We start from the raw sequence: 25,708 nt of genomic DNA on the forward strand, positions 1-25,708 counted from the left end.
TCATAGGGAGGAAACCATGGATACGGCGGACCAGAATCAATTCGAACTCAACGAGGACCAACTCGCTATTCAAGAGATGGCGCGTGGTTTTGCTACCGATTTTGTAGCGCCCCATGCGCTGCAATGGGATCGCGACAAGCATTTCCCAATTGACGTCATAAAGGAAACCGGCCCGCTCGGCATGGGCGGCATTTATGTTCGCGAGGACGTGGGCGGCTCAGCACTTAAACGCTCGGACGCGGTCCTTATTTTTGAAGCGCTGGCCGAAGCTTGTCCGGCTTTTTCGGCGTTTATTTCCATTCACAATATGGCGGCATGGATGATCGACACATTTGGCGATGAAAACCAGCGCCAGATGTTCCTGCCCAAACTAACATCTATGGAAACGCTCGCAAGCTACTGCCTCACCGAGCCCGGTTCCGGCTCCGATGCAGCAGCCCTTCGCACACGCGCTGAGCGTGATGGCAACCACTATGTCATCAACGGAACCAAACAGTTCATTTCGGGCGCGGGTGCGACTGATCTTTACGTTACCATGGTACGTACCGGCGAGGACGGTCCCAAGGGAATTTCCACTCTCGTTGTGCCGAAAGATGCACCCGGGCTGTCTTTTGGAGCCAATGAACACAAGATGGGCTGGAATATGCAGCCCACACGCACAGTCATTTTCGACAATTGCCGCGTTCCAGTCGCCAATCGTTTGGGCGATGAAGGTACTGGCTTCAAGATTGCAATGGCCGGACTTGATGGCGGAAGGCTGAACATTGCCGCTTGTTCACTAGGCGGTGCACAATCAGCACTTAACAAAGCTCTGGAATATTCCGGCCAGCGCAAGGCTTTCGGCCAGACGATTGATCGCTTTCAGGCTTTACAGTTCCGCCTCGCCGATATGGAAACCGAGCTTTCGGCGGCACGTCAGCTCCTTTACACCGCCGCAAGCAAACTCGACCGCAAAACCCACGATGCAGGCAAATGGTCCGCCATGGCCAAGCGTTTTGTGACAGATACAGGCTTTGATGTCACCAATGACGCACTGCAGCTTTTGGGCGGCTACGGCTATTTGCACGATTACGGCATCGAAAAGCTTGTCCGCGATCTGCGCGTTCACCAGATCCTTGAAGGCACAAACGAGATTATGCGCGTCATCATCGCACGTCAGCTGATCGGACGCTGATCAATAGAGTTTTAGGGAGTAAATCATGGCCACTATCGCATTTATCGGCCTCGGCAATATGGGCGGGCCAATGGCCGCAAATCTGGTCAAAGCCGGGCATCAGGTCATAGGTTTCGATCTGTTGCCTGCCCATCTTGAGGAAGCAAAAGCCAACGGGCTTCAGATTGCAGCGAGTGCCGCAGAAGCTGTCAGTGATGCGGATGCGGTCATCACCATGCTGCCCGCAGGCAAACATGTTCTTTCGGTTTATGAAGACATCGCGCCCAAAGCCGGAAAAGATTCAGTTTTCATCGATTGCTCGACAATCGATGTTGATTCGGCGCGCAAGGCTCACGAAAGCGCGGCCAAACACGGTCACCTTTCGATTGATGCACCCGTATCTGGCGGAACAGGCGGCGCCGCAGCAGGCACGCTCACCTTCATGGCGGGCGGCAGCGATGCTGCATTTGGCAAAGCAGAGTCAATTCTCAAGCCTATGGCCGGAAAAATCGTCCATTGCGGTGGCGACGGCGCGGGACAGGCCGCGAAAATCTGTAATAATATGATTCTCGGCATCTCCATGATTGGCGTCAGTGAAGCATTTGTCCTGGCAGAAAAGCTAGGCCTTTCCCACCAAGCATTGTTCGATGTGGCCTCGACGTCATCCGGCCAATGTTGGTCGCTGACGACCTATTGCCCAGTGCCGGGCCCTGTACCGACTTCGCCCGCCAATCGTGACTATAAGCCCGGATTCGCAGCGGCTCTGATGTTGAAAGACCTGAAGCTTTCGCAGGAAGCCGCCAAAATTTCTGGCGCGGTAACACCATTGGGAGCACATGCGGAAGAACTTTACAGCCGCTTCGACAGTGACGGTCACGGTGGAGAAGATTTTTCGGGTATCATTAACTTTCTGCGCACAGCCAAAGCGGCGGATTAGGGTCTGGGTAAAAAATACGATGCCGTTATGCCGGAGGTAGATGCGCAAAAATTCAGAGCTGCTCCGACGTTTCAACTGTAACTGAAACCGCGGTAAGGAGTTTTTCTCCAGAAAAGTGAAAAAACTTGCTTTGTTTAGATTTGCTTAAGTATCTGATAACCGTCCGGTAACGATGTTGCGCTAAAAGGGAGCAAGAGACGGGTCAAACCTTCTCGATGCTCCGGATCTGGTACTGCGTACCGGAGCTTCAGTCTCTCCCGCCTGTGTATTGTTTGGCGGGAACGCCATGCGTTTTTGGCAAGACCGTGCACCTGACGAGGCAGCGCGGTTTTTGCCGTAATTGTACACGTCGTAACTTATCCGTGATTTTTTGCATAAGAATTAGCCGCCGCGATTGAATTAAGGCCATAATCCTGTGAAAGCTAGCCGCTGCTTGCTAACCAAACAAAGCTAATTCTTTCTGGGGCCAATAGATTTTGAATACAACAAAACCAATAATAGCGTCTTCAGCCGAAAAAAATACCTTCGGTCTGCCGGTCGCAGTGCTTTTTGTCCTTTGTTATTTTACCTTTCAGGCAGTTTTTGTCACGCTTGTATCAAATGGTGCTGGACTTGATGATGCCGAGCAGCTCGCCAATATTGGCTATCTTGATTGGGGATATGGTGGCTCGCAACCACCACTCTATACATGGATAACAAATATCGCTGCCTCGGTGCTAGGCACCTCCATGCTGACGCTGCAAATCGTCAAATTCGGCATGCTTGCAAGCTTATTCCTAAGTGTGTTCGGCGCAATGCGTTTGCTCGGTTTCTCGCGCATTGTCGCATCCGCATCGATGCTGGGGCTGTTTCTCGTGCCGCAGATCGGCTGGGAATCACAGCGGGCGCTGACGCATTCCATCGCAGGCACGGCAGGATGCGGTTGGGCTTTCCTGGCTTTCGCATGGCACATGCGTTCCCGTCATACGGGGTCCGCAGCCGTGCTTGGAATCACCATGACGGCGGCCATTCTGGGTAAATTCAACGCATCGATCTTCGTTATCATGCTGATCGCCACCGGCCTGTCTGTTCCAGAATATAGAAAAATCCTGCTTTCCAAGCTCTCGCTCGTTACGATTCTTACCTTCGGCGCTTCATTTGCACCGACTGGTTCGTGGATGTTGGCGCATAAATCAAGTGTCATCGCTCGATCTGCGAAGCTGCAAATCGGCGCTTCCGGTAATCTTTTTGCGGATCGTTTGAACGGCGTTGGAAGCTTCATTGAAGCGGCATTTCTGTTTTCGATCGTTGTACTTGCGATTGCTGGAATTATTGCACTCATACATTCCAAAGAACGTACATCACCGCCGAAGCCATTCACATCTGGTGAAATATTCATGCGCCGCTTGCTCATTATCGGCATGCTGGTTGTTTTCACAGGTGTGGTTTTGGCTGGCGTCAACAATATTAAGGATCGCTGGCTGCAGCCGGTGCTGTTCTTGTTACCTGCAGCGACCGCTGCCTGGTTTTCGCACTATCGCGCTGGCGGCAATGCTCTACGAGATTTCGCGAGGGTCAGCATTGTTGCAGCGCTGATCGTACCGCCCGTTCTTGGCTATTATCTGACATATGGTTCGAGCACACCACCTTATGGGCAACTGGATTATCAGCGGCTTTATGATGAAGTGAAGCAGCACGGTGCGTTTAAGACTATCCTCACAGACAATGCTCAAATCCCGGGAAATTTCCGCTTATTTGATTCATCGCTTCAGGTCATTCATCCCGAAACGCCTTATGGTGCGGCCAATGCTGCCAGACCCACTTTGGTCATGTGGTTTGGAGAAGCAACGCCCAATGAGCGTATAACTGCGCTTATCAATGAGGCGCAAATCAAGGTTCCTGAAACAGGAGTCACCACGACATCAATCGCGTACAAAACGCGTCCAGATATGAGTATGAAAGTAAGTTATTTCCTGCAGAATTAAAGCGCTTCCGGCAAAAGCGTGAGTGGTTCTGCATGGGACGATGCGTAAAAACAAATAATTAAATTGGCTTCAACATTTCAATCAAAATTGGAACCGCTCAAAAAATGGTCCAGGTAACACGCCTGGACCATTTTAGTTTATTCAACTGTTTCCTGTACAGCGTGCGCAGTGCTTTTTACGTCACGTCCGACGCCACGCACTGTATTCGCGCAAGACGCCAGCGTGAAAGCACACAGAACAATGGCAACGGGGACAATGCGGGATAACTTCATAACAGTCTCTCCATTGAGATGCGCAACTCAACCAATTTATGCCTCCCAAACTACCAGATGCGCGCGGCCGGGTATTCTGGCGGTGAAGCCGTTAGTCGGCTGTCACATATAAAATCTAGCGCAGCATTATTTGCTGGCAAGAGAAGGATTTAGTTATCCGATCAAGTTTCGTTTCTTGGCTTAAAGCGTGTTTTTCCAAAACCGCTTCACACTTTTCGGAACGCGTTCTAACCTGCTCTAAAAGTATCGAAACGACCGCTACGTCGATAGGCTTCGAAAACAGTGCGTAAATGTTCAGCGACGACCTGAATATGTTGCCGCGCATCAGGCCTGATAATCATCCCAAGCTGATAACGCCCAAGTTTTGGGAGATCATGTTCCGCGCCAAGCGCAACGATCCCTTCGCCAAGCAACGTTTTGCCGAAAGGCGCGATGGCAAGATCAGCCATGATCGCAGCGCGCTGGCCTGTTGAATGAGAGCTCATATAAGCGATGCGGTAAGGACGTCCTGATTTCTCAAGAGCCTCAAGCGCATTTCCTCGCCAGGCGCACCCCTCTTCCCATATCGAAAGTGGCAGCGGATCACGGCGATAGGCTGTACCGCATTTGGCTCCCGCCCATACCAGCTCTTCATCGAGCAATATTTCAACATCGCCCTTACTCGGGACCGTATGCGAGAGATTTATGAGTGTCACATCCAGACGACGCTCGTCCAACCGTTTACGTAAATTGCTGCTCTGATCGATCACCACATCAACAGTTACACCCGGATGGGTTTCAGCAAAGCGCTTCAAAACGAGCGGCAAAACGCATTCGCCGATGTCATCCGGTGAACCGAGCCGAACTACGCCCGTAACAGTTGGAGCCACAAATTTGGCTACCGCTTCACGATTAAGAGCAAGCAAACGCCGAGCATAGCCAAGCAACACCTCACCATCGCTGGTCAGCGTCACGGACCGAGCATCGCGCTCAAAAACGGCGACACCGAGCTGCTCCTCAAGTTTCTTGATTTGCATCGAAACGGCTGAAGGCGTGCGAAATACCACGTTTGCCGCCGCCGAAAAGCTACCCGTGTCTGCAATGGCTGCAAATGTACGCAGCACATCAATATCGAGCATTGGCAGGGGATGTTGAACCGGCGCTGTCATAGTGGACTCCGCATTTTATTAGTTCAATTTTTCTGATGTTATACCTTTCTATATTTCATTTGATTGAACGTCAAGATGGCCGCAAGCTGTCAACATCGAGATCAGAACATCTCCACCCAACCACTTGGTCTCACTTTTTGTCAGGAGAACGAAAATGAGCATTCAATGTGAAGCACTGCAAAACGAATGCGGTTCGCGCCCATCGATGATCCCGCACTGGTTACAAGGTAAAATTGCATCAGCAGTCTCGTATTATTCTTACTGGGCGTATCAGCGGCGCATCAAGAAAAGCCGTAGAATGCTGGAAGCTTTACCGGAGCATATCTTGCACGATATTGGCTGGCCTTGCGTGGATGATCGCCTTCCAGGCTACCCGAGAAAACCTTCCTGATAGAAATGCGAGAAGGCAATTGAGGGCGGGATATGCCCTGCCCTCAATTTAGCGACATACAGCTACCAATATGCGGCAGGCATTTAGCCGCACTATGCAATCTGAAAGTTCTATGTCTCAATATACCTATCCTGTTTGCGTCATAGCCTACCCCCTATAAATCCGGGCTAAAGCAACAGGATAACCGGTCAAAATGCGACCGGGTGACTGGGCCTGAATGAGGTCCCCATGTCATGACGGAGGCACAAGGCCTGAACTGCGTCGGGAACCGCAGTAAAGGCCTTCGAGAATGGGAACGATCAGGCTATGAATCAAGCTTCATCGATTAAGCGGTCTATTGTTTTTTTTCTGGTCCCTGACTTCTCGATGATCGCATTTGCGACGGCGATCGAGCCGCTGCGCATTGCGAATCGAATGCTAGGTTATGAGGCCTATCGCTGGCGGCTCACCTCCACCGATGGCAAGCCGGTTAAAGCATCAAATGGCGTGGAATGCGCGGTCACCGCGTCGCTGGAAGACGAACGCCGTTTTCTGCAGCGCGAACAGCGCCCATCCATGGTGTTTGTCTGCTCCGGGGTCTATGTCGAAGAATTCCGCAACAAGTCCGTCTTTGCGTGGCTGCGCGAGGAATATAATCGTGGGGTCGCGGTTGGCGGTCTTTGTACCGGCGCCCATATTCTGGCGGCCGCTGGCCTTCTATCTGGCAAACGCTGTGCCATTCACTGGGAAAACCTGCCCGGTTTTTCGGAAGCCTTTCCAAAGGCCGAGGTTTATGCCGATCTCTTTGAGGTCGACAGCAACATCTATACCTGCGCAGGTGGCACGGCATCGCTCGATATGATGCTAAAGCTCATCGGCGACGATTTTGACGATAATCTAGTCAATCGAATTTGCGAACAGGCCCTCACCGACCGGGTTCGCAATCCGCATGATCGTCAACGTCTGCCACTGCGCGCACGTCTCGGCATACAGAACTCGAAGATACTCACCATCATCGAAATGATGGAAGCCAATCTTTCAGAACCGGAAGCACTCATCGACGTAGCCCATAATATTGGCCTGTCACGTCGCCAGGTCGAACGTCTCTTCCGTCAGGAAATGGGCCGTTCGCCCGCGCGCTACTATCTCGAAATACGCCTCGACAGAGCGCGGCATCTGCTGTTGCAATCATCCATGCCGGTGGTTGAAGTGGCCGTCGCATGCGGCTTCGTTTCCGCGTCGCATTTTTCCAAGTGCTATCGTGAACTTTATGGACGTTCGCCACAGCAGGAGCGCGCTGATCGTAAAATGCTCATCGCGGCTTAACCGCCATTCTTGTATCACAAGCCGCATCTTTCCTGATGCGGCTTTTCTTTTAAAATCATACCGATAAGCCCACCCCCTGAATCAAATCATCAGCTTGATGCATGGTCAGACCTTGCGCATACGCACCGACGTGCAGCAACCAATAAGCTTCGGTCGCCTCACGCCGTGATTATGTCGTAGAATGACAATTGTCGGCCCATGCCAATCACTATGATTCCGTCAAATACAAAATGGGATCGCATAAAATGGCAGAGTTTCCTAAGAAAGCGAAAGTGGTCATTATCGGGCTCGGCGGCATCGTTGGCGCGTCGGTCGTCCACCACCTGATTAAGCGTGGCTGGGACGATATTGTCGGCATCGATAAATCCGGTATCCCCACCGATATTGGCTCGACAGCGCACGCATCCGACTTCTGCTACGCCACCAGCCATGACTTCCTGTCGTGCTGGACGACGCTCTATTCCATCGATTTCTATGAAAAGATGGGCCATTACGCCCGTGTTGGTGGCATTGAAGTCGCCCGCGTCGGTGACGATTCCCGCATGGAAGAGTTGAAGCGCAAGGTCGCATCCGGAAAAGCCTTCGGCACCCGCGCCCGCCTGATGAAACCATCCGAGGTCAAAGAGAAGTTCCCCCTTATTGAGGAAAGCCTCGTTCAGGGCGGCTTGTGGGACCCAGATGCAGGTCTTGTCATCCCTCGCTCGCAGACGGTTGCAGGCAAGCTGATCGATCAGGCCGAAGCTGCAGGCAAACTGCAAAGCTTTGCGAATACCCCGGCGCAGTCGCTCATTGTTGAAAATGGCCGCATCAAGGGTGTCGTTACCCATCGGGGCACGATTGAAGCCGATTATGTGGTCATCTGCGCTGGTCTTTGGGGGCGTCTCATCGCCGAAATGGTTGGCGAAGACCTACCTGTCATGCCGATTGACCATCCGCTCACATTTTTTGGCCCGTATAATGAATTTGCCGGAACCGGCAAGGAAATCGGCTGGCCGCTTCTGCGTGATCAGGGTAACTCCGCCTATATGCGTGACACCGGCGATCCGAAGACAGCCGAAGGCGGCCAGATCGAATGGGGTTATTACGAGGAAACTAATCCGCGGCTCTGCCATCCACGCGATTTGCTTGAAAAGCACGAAGCACGCCTGTCGCCATCCCAGCGCGATCTCGACATGGAACAGGTTCTCGAGCCGCTTGAACGCGCCATCGAACTGACGCCGATCCTTGGTGAGCTGGGTTATAATGAAAGTCACTCCTTCAACGGCTTTCTTCAGGTCACGACCGATGGTGGCCCATCCATGGGCGAAAGTCAGAAGGTGCGCGGGCTTTGGTATGCGGTTGCCATCTGGGTCAAGGATGGCCCGGGCATGGGCAAGCTCATCGCCGACTGGATGACGGATGGACGGACAGCAATCGACCACCATGCCATCGACTATTCCCGTTTCTATCCGCATCAGATGACCGAGCAGTTCATTTGGGATCGCTGCACGGAAACGGCGATGAAAGTGTACAATCCGGCGGTTCATCCGCGCGAACCCTTCTCCAAAGGCCGTAATATTCGCCGCTCGCCATTTTACGAACGCGAGAAGGAACTTGGCGGCCATTTCATGGAGCTTGGCGGCTGGGAGCGCGCGCATGGTTATGCCGCCAATGAACATCTACTGGAAAAATATGGCGACCGCGTCCCGGTGCGTGAGAACGAATGGGACAACCGCCATTTCTGGCGCGTGTCCAACGCCGAGCATCTGGCTTTAAGCGACGATTGCGGCATCATCAACCTCTCGCACTTCGCCATGTACGACATTGAAGGACCAGATCATGTCGAGCTTATGGAATGGCTTTGTGCTGCCAAGATCGGCGGCGATGCCAATATCGGAAAAGGCATCTACACCCACTTCCTCGACGATGAAGGCATGGTTCGTGCTGACTTCACTGCAATTCGCATGGCTGATCGCATCCGCATGATCAACGGTGCTGATGCAGGCCCACGCGACTTCCACTACATGCGCCGCGTCGCCGAAGATAAGGGCTTTGACGTCACTATCACCGATGTCACAGAAAAATACGTCACCATTGGCATATGGGGACCAAACGCCCGCGACAATTTGAAGAAGGTCGTCGAAAATCCTGAAGGTCTCGATCTCGAAAACTTTCCTTTTGCAGCCATCAAGCCAATCCGTATCGCTGGCAAGGACGTAACAGCGTTCCGTATTTCCTATGTTGGTGAACAAGGCTGGGAATTGCATATGCGCTACGAGGACGGTCTGGCCATATGGGACGCACTGCGCTCAACTGGTGCTATTGCCGTGGGCGTCGAAACCTATGCGAATACGCGCCGCATGGAAAAGAGCCTGCGGCTTCAGAATGCGGACCTGCTCACCGAGTATAATTTGCTTGAAGCAGACCTCGCACGCCCAAAGGTCAAGGAAGCGGATTTCCGAGGCAAGGCCAAACACCTTGAATACAAGGCTCGCGAACATCAGCCGGCCATGCTCTGCACGCTGGTTATGAGCGAGAACGTTGATTCAAAGGGTGTGGCTCGCTACCCCGTTGGCATTCTGCCGGTTATGGATCCTGAAACCGGCGAAACACTGGTCGATGAACTCGGACGCCGTTCGTTCACTTCGTCCATCGCTTACGGCCCAACGATAGGCAAGAACATCGCACTTGCCTATTTGCCTTGGTCCTACTGTCAGGAAGGCCGCAAGCTCAACGTGGAATATTTCGGCGAGACCTATCCGGTCGAAGTCGTATCAATTGGCTACAAGCCGCTTTACGATCCGGAAAATCTTAAGCCGCGCAGTTGATGACAGGTGACAAAAAGCCGGGGCGAACACCCCGGCTTTTTCAATTTCTTATACCAATATCCGATAAGTGAAATTCAGGGGATATTGGTTAAGCCCGTGTGGCAATTGAACATTTTCAAGGCGTGATGCGCCAGCATCTTGGCGTCTTGGTATTATGATCAGCTTACTGAATGGTTGCCTTGCCGCCGGAAATAGTAATCGTTTCATCGCCCTTCAGCGCCTCACGATCACCGTTCGGGAAGGTTACAAAGCAACCGCCGCTGCAAAAATCAACCGTCTCACCCGGTGCAACCAGCATTTCACGCTTGGAAGCGCCTTCGGTAACGACAATCGTCTGTGCAGAGCTGTCGTTATTAGCAACAGTCGCAGCATAAAGGCTCGGTATAGAGAACGAAATAGCGAGTATCGCACCAATCGCAACCTTGCCAGCATAATTGACCTGAGTTCTGTTCATATCGTCTCAGCGTTTCCACTGCTCCCGCTACAAGCCTGATATTCGGCCCTATTTGCCCCGAGACAGTGTACCTGCCCCTCTTCATGATCATTTATAAAGCTTCAAAACTGAACTGCAACTGAACGACATGTTCATAAATTACGCCCGTTTATTCAGACCTTGTCATCGTGTTCTGGCTTTTCAGCCTTTTCAGGCTCTGCTGGCTTTTCCTTACGTGCTTTTGCAGCTCGCCGGACGTCCTTACTAACCAGCTCGGACAGCTTCTCGATTTCAGAAACACCAAGCACGAGATCAGGGGCCGTGGACGCGAGCTGAATACCTTCTGCGTGAAAACGCTCGACAATCTGGAACCGCAATTCGTTTTTGATACCACCGGTCGATGTAATATCTGCGACATGCGCATAGACATCGAAAATCATCAGCGTGTCATTCATGCTTTGAAACGATACAAACGGCTCCGGATTCTTCAGGATCGACGGATGGCCGCGGATGATTTCAAGCAGCAATGAGTGAACGCGACGCGGCTCATCCGTATAGGCTGCCTGCACATTGATATCGATACGACCAAGCTTGTTGCGAAGCGTCCAGTTACCAACATTACCATTGATAAGCGTGGAATTGGGAACCACGATCGACTGCTTCTGGAACGTTTCGACCTCTGTCGCGCGAACACTGATCTTCTTGACGATACCACTGACAGTTCCTGCCTCAACCCAGTCACCAACCTTGAATGGCCGCTCAGCCAACAGGATCAGACCGGAAACAAAATTCTGGACGATATTCTGAAGACCAAAACCGATACCAAGTGACAGACCACCGGCAATCAGCGCCAAGCTGGAAAGATTGAAGCCAGCCGCAGACACCGCGACAAGTGCTGCAAGGACCAAACCGACATAGCCAATCACTGTGCGGATCGAATTGCGCACGCCCGAGTCAACGCGGCCGCGCGCCATGACGCTATTGTCGAGCCAGTTCTGGAACCAGCGTGTCATCAGATAAACAAGAACGAAAAGTGCGATACCAGTCAGGATTCCCATCAGCGAAATGGAAATATTTCCGATCTGAAAGCCTGTCATCAAATTGTAGAAGGTGCTTTTCAGCTCCGACCACTGGAATCCAAACTGCATAAGCACTAGCGGTATGCCAACCAGCGCCACGACAAAATTGATCAGAATGCCAACTGCAAGCCCGATCTGGTCAAGTGTCGCTTCATCGAAATGAAAACGGTCGCGCATCACCCGCCCAATCGGGCTGGAAGCGAATGCCTGTTCTTCCGAAATCGCCCGTCCCGTCAGAAAACCGAGATACATCGTGACAAGGAAAGCGCCGGTTACGACGATCTGCTGTGCCGCAAAACGCGCCAGACCGATAAAGCCGAAACCTGCCGCAAAGATCGGCAAAAGCCCGAGAATAATCAGGAAAATCCGAAAGGCCTTAGGCCAGGGACGGACACCCTCCTCCCCGTTTCTCTCAATAGGCTTCAACAGCGCGATGATCAGTATCAAAATGCCGATTACCACAGTCGAAAGCAGGCTTTTCGCCATCGTCAGAGACAGTGGTGAAGACAAAACCTGGTTCACCTTGCTGAAAAACGAATCAAGCCCATTGATCAGCGCCATACCCGTAATCAGCCAGACAAGAACACGACCCGGGCGGGGTGCAACAGGAACCAGTCGCCAAGCAGGTGTGTAAGGGCTGATGCAAGAAAACGCCAGTCGGCTGATAAAGAAAACGATGCCCAGAACAATAAAGAGCGACTGTAAAAGCGTCGCTATATCAGGTCTTAAGACATTGAAGTAGTTGAGAAAGAAATATGTCGTGGCGAGAAAAACACCAACGGCACCCGATGGGATCGCTGTCGACCAGAAGGCTACCGACAGGCGGCTCAGATAAGACGGCGCTTCAATTGTCGGATCACGCTCATAAAGAGTGCCGAGCATGCGGCGCGCACCAAGCTGGATGATCAGTGCCGCAACAAGTGCGAAAAAGGCCGCAGCAAGAAACGAGTTCAGCTTGAACGTGAAAACGAAGCGCCACCATGACTTCACGATACTCCACAGCGAAACCATCTGGTCGCCTGCGGCCGATGTCACTTCTGTTCCAAGCGTCAGATCGAGACTGACGCGCTGCGATAGCGTCTGTGCGAACAAATCACGGCGCATATTGCCGATTTTCGCCGACATTTGATTAACTGAAAGCGATGTATCTTCGGTCTCGCCAATGACTGCATTGATTTCTGCCTTTTCAGCAGCCAATCGCGCTCGTTCTTCTGCAACAATGGTTGGCTCGGCCGGTTGATCGCCCGAAGGGGCGGCTCCCAACTGCTCAAGTCGCGTATTAATTTCGGCCAGACGCGGACGAAACGCTACACCAGCATCAAGCAATTTCTTGGAGAGGCCATCAAGTTGCAGCTTGAGATTGGCCAGCGTTTCATCGCTGGTTGTAGACTTCTGCAACTGATCATTGATTGTTTTGGTTTGTTGCTTAAGATCGTTGATGATGGGCTTTTGCTGCTGCACCACGCTGGATACAGGCGCTCTATCTGCAGCAGATGCGGGCACACTCGGAGCGCCAGTTTCCGTGGCTGAGACTGGGGCTGAGACTGGGGCTGAGACTGGGGCTGGTGCCGCTTGTATGGCAGCAGGCTGAGCTGGTTGCGGTTTGTTGTCCTGAGCAAACGAACCATTCAGCGCTCCGATGGACACGGCAAAAGTGGTCATTGCAAAAGCAATGGCGCGGAACGTCGGTAAATATGCCAATTTGAACTCTGCCAATTTCACAATCACGGTTTCAACATAAAGCGCATTAAAGCGGAAACAACCCCTACAACATTGGTCTGAAAATCGAAATCGGTTTTATAATCGAGCGGGCCCAAACGAGGATGGATCTGTTTTTCCGCGCCGGAGATTCAAAACCATGTTGATCCGTGTCATACTCACCAACAAGCGAAACACGACAGAAATAGATTCCAATTTGTGAATCGATGCTGTAGGTGTCAACGCTAAGTACCGATAAGATGACGAACTTTTCCTATCGGGCTTTGCGTAAAATCGAATAACTAGAGCGGGTTAGACCATTGAGAAAACCGCTCTGGCACTGGCTAATTTCTGCGGAACGACTGTAGAGGAAAGTCCGAGCGTTTTGATTAAAGGCATGAACAACAGGGATCAGCACACTGTTCGTCATCGTCAGCATGGTTTCATGCTGGTTGTGACGTGCGTCCTGTCGTTTGCTGCCTTTATGTTTGCTGTGGACCTTTCCGTATTCGGTGATGAAGCCTGCCGCAACGCACCTAAAAATATGGCCGCACAGCAGGTTGCAGATGCACCCGCGACCCCTGCTCGTCAGCAATCGACGCCTGCACCGCAGCCAATGCGCGCAGTCCTGGCTGAAGCAATAGCAGCGAAGATCAAAGCCGCTTATCCCGACGGAAATGGCGCTGGGCTTTCTGCATTGCCAAATGAACTGGCCTTCTTCGGCACAAAGCATGTCGAAACTGCGAGCGCCATCAGGGGTCTGAGACTTTCGCGAAGCACTTATGCTTCGGTTCGCGCGCCACCACTGAGCGTTTGAGCGACCATCCTTGAGATTGGCATTGACCAATCCTGAATCACTTACGAAGAAATGTGCTTTAAGACCTTGTATTTGATACAAAATTTTAAGCACTCAATATCCGGAATTTCAACTCATGCGTACTTCTAAATGGGTCGCTGTGCTTTATGGCCTGATCGTATTGATCGGTGTCATTATCGCCTTGCCCAACTTCTTCACACAGCAGCAACTCGACGCGTTGCCGTCATGGTTCCCGAAACGGCAGGTTACGCTCGGCCTCGACTTACGTGGCGGTTCCTATCTCGTTCTCGAAGTGGATGCGGCGACCCTCAAGAAAGATCGCCTGCGCACGTTGCTCGATGACGCCCGCAGCAAGCTGCGCACCGAACGTATCCAGCCACAGTCGATCCGCGCTGTCGGTGATGCAGTTATTGTGAGCATCCCGGATGCCGATCAGCGTGCAAAGGCCGACACTGCACTGCGCACGCTGATTTCGCAGGTTAATACCAGCGGCTTCGGTACAGCGATCAACGATATCGACGTCACTTCCAGTGACAATCAGATTCGTCTGACGCTGACGGAAGCAGGCTTCAACTATCGTCTGGACTCGGCTCTTCAGCAGAGCCTTGAAATCATCCGCCAGCGTGTGGATCAGGTCGGCGTTGCCGAACCATCGATTCAGCGTGTGGGTTCCGACCGTATCGTTGTTCAGCTTCCAGGTCTTCAGGATCCAGCACAGCTTCGTCAGCTTCTTGGAAGCACTGCGAAGATGAGCTTCCACATGGTAGCGGACGCCAATCCGAATGATGCACCGCCTCCAGGTGTCAGCATCCTTCCGGATTCCAAAGATCCGAACATCAAATATCCGATTGAGGATCAGATCGCCCTCTCCGGTGAGCGCCTGACTGATGCCCGTGCTGGCTTTGATCAGCGCACCAACGAACCAATCGTCTCGTTCCGTTTCGATAGCCTTGGCGCACGTCAATTCGCGGATATTACGACCAAGAACGTCAATCGTCCTTTTGCGATCGTTCTTGACGGCAAGGTGCTGAGTGCACCGGTTATTCGTGAGCCGATCACAGGTGGTAACGGTCAGATCAGCGGCAGCTTCACAGTTCAGGACAGTGTTGTTCTTTCCGCACTCTTGCGTGCTGGCGCCCTGCCAGCTCCGCTAACTGTTATCGAAGAACGTACAGTTGGACCGGATCTTGGCGGCGACGCCATCAAAATGGGTCTCGTCACAGGTATCATCGGCTTCGTTCTCGTAGCCGTTTTCATTCAGCTCCTCTACGGCGTCTGGGGTACGATTGCCAACGTAGCACTCCTGCTTCATACCTTGCTGACCTTCTCCGCGTTGAGCCTTATCGGAGCGACGCTGACATTGCCGGGTATCGCTGGTATCATTCTCGGTATCGGTATCGCGGTTGATGCGAATATTCTTATTAATGAACGTATCCGTGAAGAAACGCGAAGAGGCTTGGGCGCTATGGCCGCTCTCGACAAGGGCTTCCACGCGGCTTTCTCGACCATTGTGGATGCGAATGTTACCTCGCTGATTTCTACCCTGCTGCTCTTCACATTTGGCACAGGTCCGGTACGCGGTTTTGCGATCACCATGATGCTCGGTATCGCAATCTCCATGTTCACCGACGTGACACTCGTCCGCATGGCGATGGCTTGGTATGTTCGCAAGCGTAAGCTGAAAGTGCTTGTCATTGAGCCATTCCTGAAATTCGTTCCCGAAAAGACGAATATCAACTTCATGAATGCGCGCTTTATCGGCATTGGTGTTTCGATTGTTCTGTCGATCCTGTCGATTGGTCTGTTTTTCAAGCCCGGCCTCAATTACGGCATCGACTTCAAGGGCGGTATTCAGGCTGAAATCGTTACATCACAGCCTGCCAATCTGGCGCAATTGCGTGAAAAGCTTGGTACGCTGGGGTTGGGTGAAGTTGCACTCCAATCAGCCGGTAGCCCAAATGATGTTCTGATCCGTATCCAGCGTCAGGATGGCGGTGAGGAAGCGCAAACGGTTGCCGTCAACAAAATGCGCGAAGCCGTGACTGAACTCGATGCTGGCGTAAAGATCGAACGCACCGAAGTTGTCGGACCGAAGGTTTCCGGCGAGCTTGCTCGCTCCGGCTTCATCGCCGTCGTGCTTTCAGCGCTCGGCATGCTGATCTATCTTTGGTGGCGCTTTGAGTGGTTCTTTGCGATGGGCGCGATTATCACGCTTGTCCTCGATACCACAAAAATGGTCGGTTTCTTCGCGTTGTTCCAGCTCGACTTCAACCTGACGGCCATCGCAGCACTTCTGACCGCTATCGGTTATTCTGTAAACGATAAGGTCGTGGTTTATGACCGCATGCGTGAAAACATGCGTCTCTATAAATCAAAGCCACTGCGCGAGATCGTCGATATGAGTATCAATCAGGTGCTCATCCGCTGTATTTATACATCGACGACGACATTCCTGTGTATGCTTCCAATGGCCATATGGGGCGGCAGCGCCGTTCACAATTTTGCCGTGCCGATGCTGTTTGGTATCTTCATTGCGACTTCATCGTCGATCTTCATTGCAGCACCTATCCTGCTTCTGCTGGGTAACTGGTGGCAGCACCGCCAGGAAGCCCATCGGGCTCTTGAAGACAACGCCGCAGCGCAGAAGTAATCTCATTGCCGGGCATGGTTTCGACTATGCCCGGCTTTCCATGACAATCTTATAAGACTGAAGAACGGGAAGGCATCCCTATGCCCCATGACACGCCTTTGATTGCGACAATCGTCATTGGGTTATGTCTGGCTTTTATTTTCGGCACCATTGCCACCCGTCTTAAAATCTCTCCCCTTGTCGGCTATTTGCTTGCTGGTGTCATCGCTGGCCCGCATACACCCGGTTTCGTTGCCGATCAGGAACTCATTCTCCAACTGGCTGAAATTGGCGTTATTCTGCTGATGTTCGGCGTTGGGCTTCACTTCTCCCTTAAAGATCTTCTCTCGGTGAAAGCCATTGCGGTTCCCGGGGCGCTGGCCCAAATCGCGGCAGCAGCGGCATTGGGTACAGCTCTTGGTCTGGCGCTTGGCTGGGACGTGAAAGCCGGGCTGGTTTTTGGCCTTGCACTCTCGACTGCAAGTACCGTGGTCCTTTTGCGCGCAATGCAGGATCTTCGTCTCATCGATACTGAACGGGGACGCATTGCTATCGGCTGGCTCATTGTCGAAGATCTGGCCATGGTCATGGCGCTGGTACTTCTGCCTGCGCTTGCAAGTATCGGTGGCCAAACCGACCATGCCGCAGCAAGCAATCCGATCATCGAATGGCTTGGCCTTGGTATTAGCGGCATTATTCTTTTCACTATCGCGAAGGTTGCCGTTTTTGTAGCGCTCATGCTGGTGGTGGGGCGCAAGGTAATCCCATGGATTTTGAACGTCATCGTGCAGACCGGCTCGCGCGAACTTTTCCGACTGGGTGTTCTTGCCATTGCGCTCGGTGTCGCCTTCGGTGCGGCCCATCTTTTCGGTGTGTCTTTCGCACTTGGCGCATTCTTCGCAGGCATGGTGATGAGCGAGTCCGAGCTCAGTCATCGGGCTGCAGAAGAATCCTTGCCGCTGCGTGACGCTTTCGCGGTTCTGTTCTTCATTTCCGTGGGCATGTTGTTTGATCCCATGAGTCTCATCCGCGATCCCCTGCCCCTGATTGCAACCCTCGCCATCATTTTGGTTGGAAAATCAGTCGCTGCGTTTTTCATCGTCCGCGCTTTTCGCCGACCGGTCGGCACTGCTCTGACCATTTCGGCAAGCCTCGCACAGATCGGCGAATTCTCGTTCATTCTGGCCGGGCTCGGTGTCAGCCTCAATCTGTTACCACCCGAGGGTCGTGATTTGATTCTCGCTGGCGCAATCCTGTCCATCTTCCTCAATCCAGTCATGTTCATCGTCGCTGAACGGATGCGACCATGGATTGAGAAGCGTATGGGCAGCGGCATAACCTCGGCAGAATCGAACGAAACAAACTTAGATGTATCCGAACCAGCCCCGCTGCCGCTGACTAGTCTCAAACAACACACGATCGTTGTCGGTTATGGCCAAATCGGCCAGCGTGTGGCCGCAAGCCTTCAGGAAAAGCACATGCCTTTCCTCGTCATCGAAGATTCGCCCAAGATTTATTTCAGATTGAAAGAAATCGGCATTGAAGCTATTGCGGGTAATGCCGCTGATGCTGAAATATGGAGGGCGGCGAATCCGGAGGAAGCGATCAATCTTGTGATTGCTATACCAAATGCATTTGAGGCGGGACGTGCAACATCGCTCGCCCGTGCGGCGAACCCGAGCTTACACATCATTGTGCGCGCCTGTTCGCCAGCTGAAGCACAATATCTGCGCGATCTTGGTGCAGACTCCGTCATTCTGGGTGAAGCGGAAATCGCCGGAGCCATGGAGAGAGCGATTATAAATGAGAAGCGGAGCGAGAGCCTTCAAACACCTCACGCACCATTTGGACCACTGGTGGAAGCAAAAGGGATGGAACCCAACGCTACCTAAAGCATGACTCCCAAAAGTTGGAATCAGTCTTGGGATAAAGGCAAGCAACGAAATTGTTAAAGCGCATCACATGAACACGGATAAAAAAGATGCGCTTTAAAGGATCAGAACGACAGATGAGAAAAAGGGGAAAACATGCGAATTGAATGTGCGGTGGCCAGTTAATGAAATTCAAGGATTATGTCTGGCCTGTAATAGGCATCTGTGCAGTCGCTATTTCAGCATGGCTTCTCTATCGGGAATTGCGCAGCATCTCTCTCGATGACGTTCTGGACAGTCTTTATGCAATCCGCACTCATCATTGGTTACTTGCGGCAGCTTCGGCGCTTCTCGCCTATAGTTCGCTTGCAGGCTACGACCGTATCGCACTTCTTCACCTGCGCCGTAAAATATCCTGGCTCTTTATCGCACTTTGCTCGTTTACGACCTATGCGTTGTCACACAATATTGGCGCATCGGTTGTCTCCGGCGCCGTTGTTCGCTATCGCGCTTATTCCTCGCAAGGAATGCCGGGCAGTGAAATTGCGGTGCTGATTGCCTTCTGTTCCTTCACCTTTATTCTTGGTGTGATCATAACCTCCAGCATCGTCCTGTTGCTGGAACCGCATATTCTGATGCGGTTCAATGCCGATCTCACGCCGACAGTATCGATTGTCATTGCGCTGTTGATGCTGGCTTTTGTGCTGCTCTATATCTTTGGCAGCTGGTTACAGCTGCGCCCCTTGCAGATTGGTAAGTTTCGTCTGGAATATCCGCGCCTGCCTGTTGTGACCCAACAGCTCATCGTGGCTCCACTCGAACTTATCGGTGCTGCTGGCATTATTTATTTCGCACTTCCAGAAGCGGGAAACCCCGGCTTCCTGATCATTCTTGGCATCTTTCTCGTCTCGTTTTCAGCAGCCCTCATATCCCATGCACCCGGTGGGCTGGGTGTTCTCGAGCTGGTATTCCTGACCGGTCTGCCGGATATGGATCAGGCTGATGTTCTGGCAGCTCTTATCGTCTTCCGCCTGCTTTACCTTCTGATACCATTCGCGATATCGCTGATCGTGGTTCTGGTTTTCGAGAAGTCGCAATTCGTTCTGCGCTGGAACGATAAACGAAAGAAGTAACGCCTGAGAGGCGGGTATAATTTTCACTTACCCGCCTCATATTGAATTAATTTTCCTTAAAATAGCATCAAACAGCCCTTATCTTGGAAACTGTTTTGCGTGACCTCCCATTGCGAAGCAAAACCAGCCTCCCAAGGCTCTTTCCAAGAGGAACTAACGCATGCCTGCGACATTGATTATCCCCGGTTACAAGGGATCGGAAGCAGGCCACTGGCAGCGCCAATGGTTGCATGACGATCCGTCAGCAGTGCTCGTCGAACAGGACGACTGGCACTATCCGGTGCTATCCGATTGGATGCACGCGCTCGAAGCTAAACTCGCCGAAAACCCCGGCGCGGTTCTGGTTGCCCACAGTCTTGGTTGTATTCTTGTTTCGCATCTCGCAAGCCGTCCAGCTGCAGCTCACGTCGCAGGCGCTCTTCTGGTCGCGCCAGCAGACGTTGAAACCATGGCCCGCAAAGACAGTCGCTTTGCGAGTTTCGCTCCCCTACCGCGTCATGAGCTGGCTTTCCCGTCGATCGTCGTTGCAAGCCGCAATGACAATTATATGAGTTTCGCCAAGGCAGAAGCACTGGCGAATGTCTGGGGCTCAGGCTTCGTTGATGTTGGCCATGCAGGACACATCAATGTGGAAAGCGGTTTCAACCGCTGGCCTGAAGGCTCAATCCTCGCCTCTTCGCTTCACCGCGAGCCGATAACACACACGCTCTCCCAAGCAGCGTGACCGCGAACCGCCCGTGACAATAGAAACGGGCGGTTTCCTTTTTAGCTATGCTGCTTGCGTTCAAGCCAGATTTTGAGAACGAGCGTCAGAAGCGCAATGCCAGCCAATGTTGAAGCGGCAGCAAAAGCGCCGGCAACATTATAGTCGTTGAACAGAAGTTCGACCTGCAGCGGTAGCGTGTTGGTCTTTCCACGAATAGCGCCCGATACCACGGACACCGCACCAAATTCACCCATGACACGTGCATTGCAAAGCACAGCGCCATAGAGCAGCGCCCATTTGATATTGGGCAGCGTGACATAGAAAAATGTCTGCCACGCATTGGCACCGAGTGTAAGGGCCGCCTCTTCCTCATCACTGCCCTGCACTTCCATCAGCGGAATGAGCTCACGCGCCACGAAAGGCGATGTCACAAACAGACTCACCAGAAAGATGGCCGGAACCGTGAACATGATCTTCACATCGTAGGATTCGAGCAGCGGCCCAAGCAGCCCCTGCGAACCATAGAGGAAGAGATAGGTCACGCCGGCAACGATCGGAGAAACCGAGAACGGGATTTCCACGAAGGTGATCAGCAACCTGCGGCCCGGGAAGCGGAACTTCGTGACGAGCCATGCAACACAGACACCGAACGCCATATTGATCGGCACGACTACAATTGCGGTCAGAATAGTCAGCCAGACGGCATGCAACGTATCGGGTTTGAGGATTTCACCGAAAAAGACGCCAACACCTTTGCTGAACGCATAGGAGAAAATAAGCGCCAGCGGTGCACCAATACAAATGATCGACAGGATGGTCGCAAGCCAGATCAACAGATTGCGCACTGGTCCGGGCGCATTTCGCGCCTGCAGGCTCGCACTAACGGTCTGCATAACGAAGCTGCCTTGCCTGAATGAGATTGGTCACGAGAAGCATGAAGAACGCCATCAGCAACATGACGGAGGCCAGCGCTGCGGCTGCAGGATAGTCATATTCGTCAAGCCGTATAAAGACGAGCAGCGACGTCACTTCCGTTTCAAAGGGCAGATTGCCGGAGATGAAAACAATTGATCCGAACTCGCCCAGACTGCGCGCAAATGACAGCGACGCGCCAGCCAGAAAAGCTGGGAAAATGGTTGGCCAGATGATGTGTGAGAATATCTGCCACGAACTGGCCCCCAAACTGCGTGCGGCCTCTTCTACATCCGCACTCATGTCTTCCAGTACTGGCTGTACGGTGCGAATGACAAAAGGAATGCTGGTGAAGAACATCGCGATCATGATGCCGAGCGGCGCATAAGCAACCTTGATACCCAACGGCTCCAAAAACCGCCCGAACCAACCATTCGGCGCAAACAACGTCACGAGCGCCAAACCGGCAATTGCAGTCGGAAGCGCAAATGGCAGGTCAACAGCTGCATCGATCAATCGCTTGCCCGGAAACTGATAGCGTGACAGCACCCAGGCTAACAGCAAGCCAAACAGACCGTTGAGAATCGTGGCAACAGCGGCAGCACTTAACGTGATGCGATAGGTTGCCAGTGCGCGATCCGATGTGACGATGGTCCAGAAATCGCTCCAGCCAAGGCTTGCAGTTTTAAGGATCATTGCCAGAAGAGGCAGGGCTACGATGATAGCCAGATAAAGCAAAGTGCAGCCAAGGGTCAGTCCAAACCCCGGCAGCACCGAATTGCGTTTCATGCTCAGAAGCGACACTGGATTTTTCCAATAGAAAGGCGAGAGCTGGGTGCTCTCGCCAGATAGTCTTGTTTACTTAGCCGTGAAGAGCTGATCAAGCACGCCGCCTTCGGCAAAGTGATCTTTCTGCACTTTCGCCCAACCGCCGAAAGCATCCTCGACGGTTACGAGGCGTACGTCCGGATAAATATCCTTGTGCTTGGCAATCACATCCTTGTCGTGAACACGGTTGAAGTTCTGCGCAAGAATCTCCTGACCTTCCGGTGCATAGAGGTAGTTGAGATAAGCTTCTGCAATCTTGCGTGAACCGCGTTTGTCGACGACCTTATCAACGACAGTGACTGGGAACTCGGCCAGAAGGCTCACTTCAGGCACCACAACATCGTACTTGTCTTTGCCCAGAACCTTTTCGGTGCCGCGTGTTTCAGCTTCAAAGGTTACAAGAACATCGCCAATGCCGCGTTCGGCAAAAGTCGTCGTCGCGCCACGACCGCCAGTATCGAACACGGGCACATTCTTGAAGATCTTGCCGATGAACTCATGAACCTTTTCCTGATCGCCTTTGAAAGCTTCATTGGCATAGGCGGTAGCCGCCAGATAGGTATAGCGCGCATTGCCCGAGGTTTTTGGGTTCGGGAAAATGACCTTCACGTCATCACGAGCAAGATCATCCCAGTTCTTGATGCCCTTCGGATTGCCTTCACGCACGAGAAAAGCCGGGAACGAGTAATAAGGCGAGGAATTATTCGGCAAACGCTTCTGCCAATCGGCAGGGATCAGATCGCCCTTGTCATGTAAGACCTGCACGTCCGTCACCTGATTGAAGGTAACAACATCGGCTTCCAGACCTTCGAGAATGGAACGAGCCTGCTTGGATGAACCAGCGTGAGACTGATTGACGGTGAGGTCTTCACCCGTCTTGGCCTTCCAGTCAGCCACGAACGCCTTGTTGACCTGCTCGTAAAGCTCACGCGCGATGTCATAGGAAACGTTGAGGATTTCCTTTGGCTCTTGCGCATGAACAGGAGCCGCACCCAGACCAAGCGCTACTGCCGCATATAGAATAATTTTCTTCATAGACTGCACCCTTCTCACTTTGCTTGCGCAAAGTGCCCGTAAATCGACTTCTGTTGGGAAACAAATCTACAGAGAGACAAGCAAGAATCAATCTAAATCATTGATTTAAATATATAAACTACTTTCATAGCTGTTCTTGGAAACCTCATCTAACGGCAAAAGTAGCCTGAGAATATTTTTCCAAAGACAGGCAAAAATACGCAATAAAAACGAGAAAGCCGGAAGCTTTCGCTCCCGGCTTTCGAAACTTTTTTCATTGCTTAGATGTTACCAAAATCCACGATGCTGCCAGCACCACAGAAAATTTTGCTCGCCGCGATCTAGACGGCTACGACGACGCTCGGCGATTTCTTCGGCGTTCAGCTTCATGCCACGCCAAGGCTGCTCCAGATAGGCCGTCAGACGAAGCACAACATCTTTTACACTTAGCACCAGCAATTGAAGTTTGCGGTTCATAAAAACCTCCAATTCGCGCCCGTTTCGCGATCACCAGTCAATGCTACGATTTTGGGACCATTTTGGGCCACGCTTTCGCCGCAACAATGAACGATGTGTTAATTCTGAAGGCTTCTGCGATAAAGTCAATATCCTACTTATTTTATGGGAGTTAACAGACGGAAATATTTTGCGAGCAACCATATAGCTGCCCGCAAAATTATTCCATTTTACACTTCGTAGTCGTCAACAGGCCTGATGCGGACCTTTTCGACATGACGACCGTTCATCGCTTCGATCGTGAACTGATACCCATCCGCAATGAAGCTTTCCCCGCCCAAAGGCAGATGACCGAGATGCCAGAGCGCATAGCCTGCAAGCGTCGTGTAGCGATCGCCATCATCCACCAGATCGCGCTGCAGGATGCTGCTGAGACGGCGAATATCGGCGAAGCCATCGACCAGATAGCCACCCTGCCCGTCTGATTCTGCAACGGCCGCTTCTTCATCTTCATCCGGGAATTCACCGGCAATCGCTTCAAGCACGTCGGTCGGCGTGACCACGCCTTCAAACGAGCCATGCTCATCCACCACAACAGCAAGCTGTACCGGCGAAACACGAAGCTGTTCCATGACGCGAAGCACATTCGCGTTTTCGTGGATGACGAGTGGCTGCTTGGCAACGTTATCCCAGTCAATCGGCTTCTTGTCGCTCATATATAGCAACAGATCCTTGACCGAAGCGACGCCAACAAACTCATCGACCTGACGACGGGCAATGATGACGCGCGAATGAGAGAGCTTGCGGATCGCCTGATGAATCTCCGCTTCATCTTCACCCAGATCAAGCCATTCGATTTCATTTCGCGGCGACATGATCGAACGCACGGGACGATCTGCAAGATCGAGAACGCCACGGATCATTTCTTTCTCTTCTGGCAAGAAGACGTCACTTGCAGCAGTTTGCTGCGCGATGACATCGACCGTATCAGACAGTGGATTATCATCGCGATAACCGCCAAGCAGGCGAAGCACCGCACCAGCGGTTCTTTCACGCAGATCATTGGTCGTCACCAGTTTCTCGCGATTCTTGCGCGCCATCTGGTTGGCGGCTTCGATCAGCACCGAGAAGCCGATGGCTGCGTAGAGATAGCCCTTCGGAATATGGAAGCCGAAACCTTCAACGATGAGGCTGAAGCCGATCATCATCAGGAAGCCGAGACAGAGGATAACAACCGTCGGGTGCTTGTTGACAAAATCCATCAGAGGACGAGAAGCCAGCATCATCACAGCGATAGCAATGATGACGGCAATCATCATGACCGGCAGATGCTGCACCATACCCACAGCCGTGATCACGCTATCAAGCGAGAAGACGGCATCGAGAACCACGATCTGAACAATGACCTGCCAGAAGATTGCATGTGCAACGCGGGTGTTCTTGGGCCCATGCGCGCCTTCAAGACGCTCGTGCAACTCCATCGTACCCTTGGCAAGCAGGAACAGACCACCAATGAGCATGATGATATCACGGCCGGAGAACGAAAGCTCCATCACGGTAATCAACGGCTCGCGCAACGTCACAATCCACGAGATGGATGCGAGCAGCACAAGGCGCATCAGCAAGGCCAGGCTAAGGCCAATTATACGCGCACGGTTACGCTGATGGGGCGGCAGTTTATCGGCCAGAATTGCGATGAAGACGAGATTGTCGATGCCGAGAACAATTTCCAGCACCACCAATGTCACGAGACCTATCCAGGCATTGGGGTCGGCAATCCAGTCCATGGACCAATCCATGATGTGTCGGCTCCTGTAAGAGCGCATCCCGAAATGTGTGAGCGGTTTTCGGACAAGATGCGCGTTAAGACAAACAATTAGAACGTCAATCTGATTTCAGCAGATCGGCGTTCTAAATCAGAAGAAAGAGGAAACAGAAAAAACGCCGCATGCATTTCCGTCCCGAACCGTTGAAACACGGATCGGCCACAAGAAACTGCAAACGGCGTGAGAAAGCTCAAAGCCTTTTAAGTCTGATGCTCCCATACAGGGAGCGGGACTTCGTGAAGACGAATCGTCAGAACTGTCGTCGGGCATAAAGCGCGATGAACCTTTTAAAGAGACACGAAGCAGGCTCTCTGCCTGCTCCTGAATGC

Annotated in this window: 20 protein-coding genes; 11 read left to right on the forward strand and 9 right to left on the reverse strand. The window is 52.4% G+C overall.

Going from position 1 to position 25,708, the window contains the following annotated elements:
• Positions 1–16: 16 nt before the first annotated feature.
• The 3 genes from CEV33_RS07510 (at position 17) to CEV33_RS07520 (ending at position 4,054) form a co-directional block, all read left to right on the forward strand.
• On the forward strand, positions 17–1,174 hold the full coding sequence (locus CEV33_RS07510) for an isobutyryl-CoA dehydrogenase (protein ID WP_094539829.1): 1,158 nt from the start codon (positions 17–19) through the stop codon (positions 1,172–1,174).
• Between the two features lie 25 nt (positions 1,175–1,199).
• Positions 1,200–2,090, forward strand: coding sequence for a 3-hydroxyisobutyrate dehydrogenase (mmsB, locus tag CEV33_RS07515; protein WP_094539830.1), 891 nt, complete (start codon positions 1,200–1,202; stop codon positions 2,088–2,090).
• 542 nt (positions 2,091–2,632) lie between these two features.
• Entirely contained in the window at positions 2,633–4,054 is a 1,422-nt protein-coding gene (locus CEV33_RS07520; RefSeq protein ID WP_235818379.1) for an ArnT family glycosyltransferase, read from the forward strand.
• Positions 4,055–4,191: 137 nt separating this feature from the next.
• Here the strand turns inward: CEV33_RS07520 and CEV33_RS07525 are convergent, their stop codons facing one another.
• Both CEV33_RS07525 and CEV33_RS07530 read right to left on the reverse strand, forming a co-directional pair.
• Positions 4,192–4,326, reverse strand: a complete 135-nt coding sequence (locus CEV33_RS07525; protein ID WP_094539832.1) for an entericidin A/B family lipoprotein — start codon at positions 4,324–4,326, stop codon at positions 4,192–4,194.
• Positions 4,327–4,553: 227 nt separating this feature from the next.
• Complete coding sequence (locus tag CEV33_RS07530) at positions 4,554–5,474, reverse strand: LysR family transcriptional regulator (RefSeq protein ID WP_094539833.1); 921 nt, start codon at positions 5,472–5,474, stop codon at positions 4,554–4,556.
• Between the two features lie 154 nt (positions 5,475–5,628).
• Between CEV33_RS07530 and CEV33_RS07535 the strand changes: the two genes are divergently transcribed.
• The 3 genes from CEV33_RS07535 to CEV33_RS07545 all read left to right on the forward strand — a co-directional run bounded on the left by CEV33_RS07535 (position 5,629) and on the right by CEV33_RS07545 (position 9,977).
• Positions 5,629–5,865: a DUF1127 domain-containing protein gene (locus CEV33_RS07535; protein ID WP_094539834.1), complete on the forward strand. Its 237-nt coding sequence runs from the start codon at positions 5,629–5,631 to the stop codon at positions 5,863–5,865.
• A gap of 306 nt (positions 5,866–6,171) precedes the next feature.
• On the forward strand, positions 6,172–7,170 hold the full coding sequence (locus CEV33_RS07540; protein WP_094539835.1) for a GlxA family transcriptional regulator: 999 nt from the start codon (positions 6,172–6,174) through the stop codon (positions 7,168–7,170).
• 245 nt (positions 7,171–7,415) lie between these two features.
• Positions 7,416–9,977, forward strand: a complete 2,562-nt coding sequence (locus CEV33_RS07545; RefSeq protein WP_094540249.1) for a GcvT family protein — start codon at positions 7,416–7,418, stop codon at positions 9,975–9,977.
• 163 nt (positions 9,978–10,140) lie between these two features.
• On the opposite strand, the gene CEV33_RS07550 is transcribed toward CEV33_RS07545, so the two are convergent.
• Both CEV33_RS07550 and CEV33_RS07555 read right to left on the reverse strand, forming a co-directional pair.
• Positions 10,141–10,431, reverse strand: a complete 291-nt coding sequence (locus tag CEV33_RS07550) for a hypothetical protein (RefSeq protein ID WP_094539836.1) — start codon at positions 10,429–10,431, stop codon at positions 10,141–10,143.
• 152 nt (positions 10,432–10,583) lie between these two features.
• Positions 10,584–13,190 carry a mechanosensitive ion channel family protein gene (locus CEV33_RS07555; RefSeq protein ID WP_094540250.1) on the reverse strand — a complete coding sequence of 869 codons (2,607 nt, stop codon included), beginning with the start codon at positions 13,188–13,190 and terminating at the stop codon, positions 10,584–10,586.
• A 394-nt stretch (positions 13,191–13,584) separates the two neighbouring features.
• Here CEV33_RS07555 and CEV33_RS24675 point away from each other — a divergent pair, with 394 nt between their 5' ends.
• The 5 genes from CEV33_RS24675 to CEV33_RS07580 all read left to right on the forward strand — a co-directional run bounded on the left by CEV33_RS24675 (position 13,585) and on the right by CEV33_RS07580 (position 20,361).
• The gene (locus tag CEV33_RS24675) at positions 13,585–14,004 is read left to right on the forward strand and encodes a hypothetical protein (RefSeq protein ID WP_094539837.1); all 420 of its coding nucleotides are present in this window, start codon (positions 13,585–13,587) and stop codon (positions 14,002–14,004) included.
• 115 nt (positions 14,005–14,119) lie between these two features.
• Positions 14,120–16,654 (forward strand): protein translocase subunit SecD, encoded by a 2,535-nt coding sequence (gene secD / locus CEV33_RS07565; RefSeq protein ID WP_094539838.1) that lies wholly within the window; start codon positions 14,120–14,122, stop codon positions 16,652–16,654.
• An 80-nt stretch (positions 16,655–16,734) separates the two neighbouring features.
• Positions 16,735–18,525: a YbaL family putative K(+) efflux transporter gene (gene ybaL / locus CEV33_RS07570; protein ID WP_094539839.1), complete on the forward strand. Its 1,791-nt coding sequence runs from the start codon at positions 16,735–16,737 to the stop codon at positions 18,523–18,525.
• Between the two features lie 164 nt (positions 18,526–18,689).
• Complete coding sequence (locus CEV33_RS07575; RefSeq protein ID WP_094539840.1) at positions 18,690–19,637, forward strand: lysylphosphatidylglycerol synthase domain-containing protein; 948 nt, start codon at positions 18,690–18,692, stop codon at positions 19,635–19,637.
• Positions 19,638–19,797: 160 nt separating this feature from the next.
• Positions 19,798–20,361, forward strand: a complete 564-nt coding sequence (locus CEV33_RS07580; protein WP_094539841.1) for an alpha/beta hydrolase — start codon at positions 19,798–19,800, stop codon at positions 20,359–20,361.
• A gap of 41 nt (positions 20,362–20,402) precedes the next feature.
• Here the strand turns inward: CEV33_RS07580 and cysW are convergent, their stop codons facing one another.
• From cysW to CEV33_RS07605, 5 genes are all read right to left on the reverse strand, one after another.
• Positions 20,403–21,236 (reverse strand): sulfate ABC transporter permease subunit CysW, encoded by an 834-nt coding sequence (gene cysW, locus CEV33_RS07585; protein WP_094539842.1) that lies wholly within the window; start codon positions 21,234–21,236, stop codon positions 20,403–20,405.
• Complete coding sequence (gene cysT / locus CEV33_RS07590) at positions 21,223–22,044, reverse strand: sulfate ABC transporter permease subunit CysT (protein WP_094540251.1); 822 nt, start codon at positions 22,042–22,044, stop codon at positions 21,223–21,225. Before cysT ends, cysW begins: the two co-directional genes overlap by 14 nt.
• 69 nt (positions 22,045–22,113) lie before the next feature.
• Complete coding sequence (locus CEV33_RS07595; RefSeq protein WP_094539843.1) at positions 22,114–23,118, reverse strand: sulfate ABC transporter substrate-binding protein; 1,005 nt, start codon at positions 23,116–23,118, stop codon at positions 22,114–22,116.
• A gap of 267 nt (positions 23,119–23,385) precedes the next feature.
• A complete protein-coding gene (locus CEV33_RS07600; protein ID WP_094539844.1) occupies positions 23,386–23,574 on the reverse strand; it encodes a hypothetical protein in 189 nt (62 codons plus the stop codon).
• 209 nt (positions 23,575–23,783) lie between these two features.
• On the reverse strand, positions 23,784–25,352 hold the full coding sequence (locus CEV33_RS07605) for a TerC family protein (protein WP_094539845.1): 1,569 nt from the start codon (positions 25,350–25,352) through the stop codon (positions 23,784–23,786).
• Between the last annotated feature and the right edge of the window lie 356 nt (positions 25,353–25,708).

The sequence above is a fragment of the Brucella grignonensis genome (assembly GCF_002252505.1).
GTDB lineage: Bacteria > Pseudomonadota > Alphaproteobacteria > Rhizobiales > Rhizobiaceae > Brucella > Brucella grignonensis.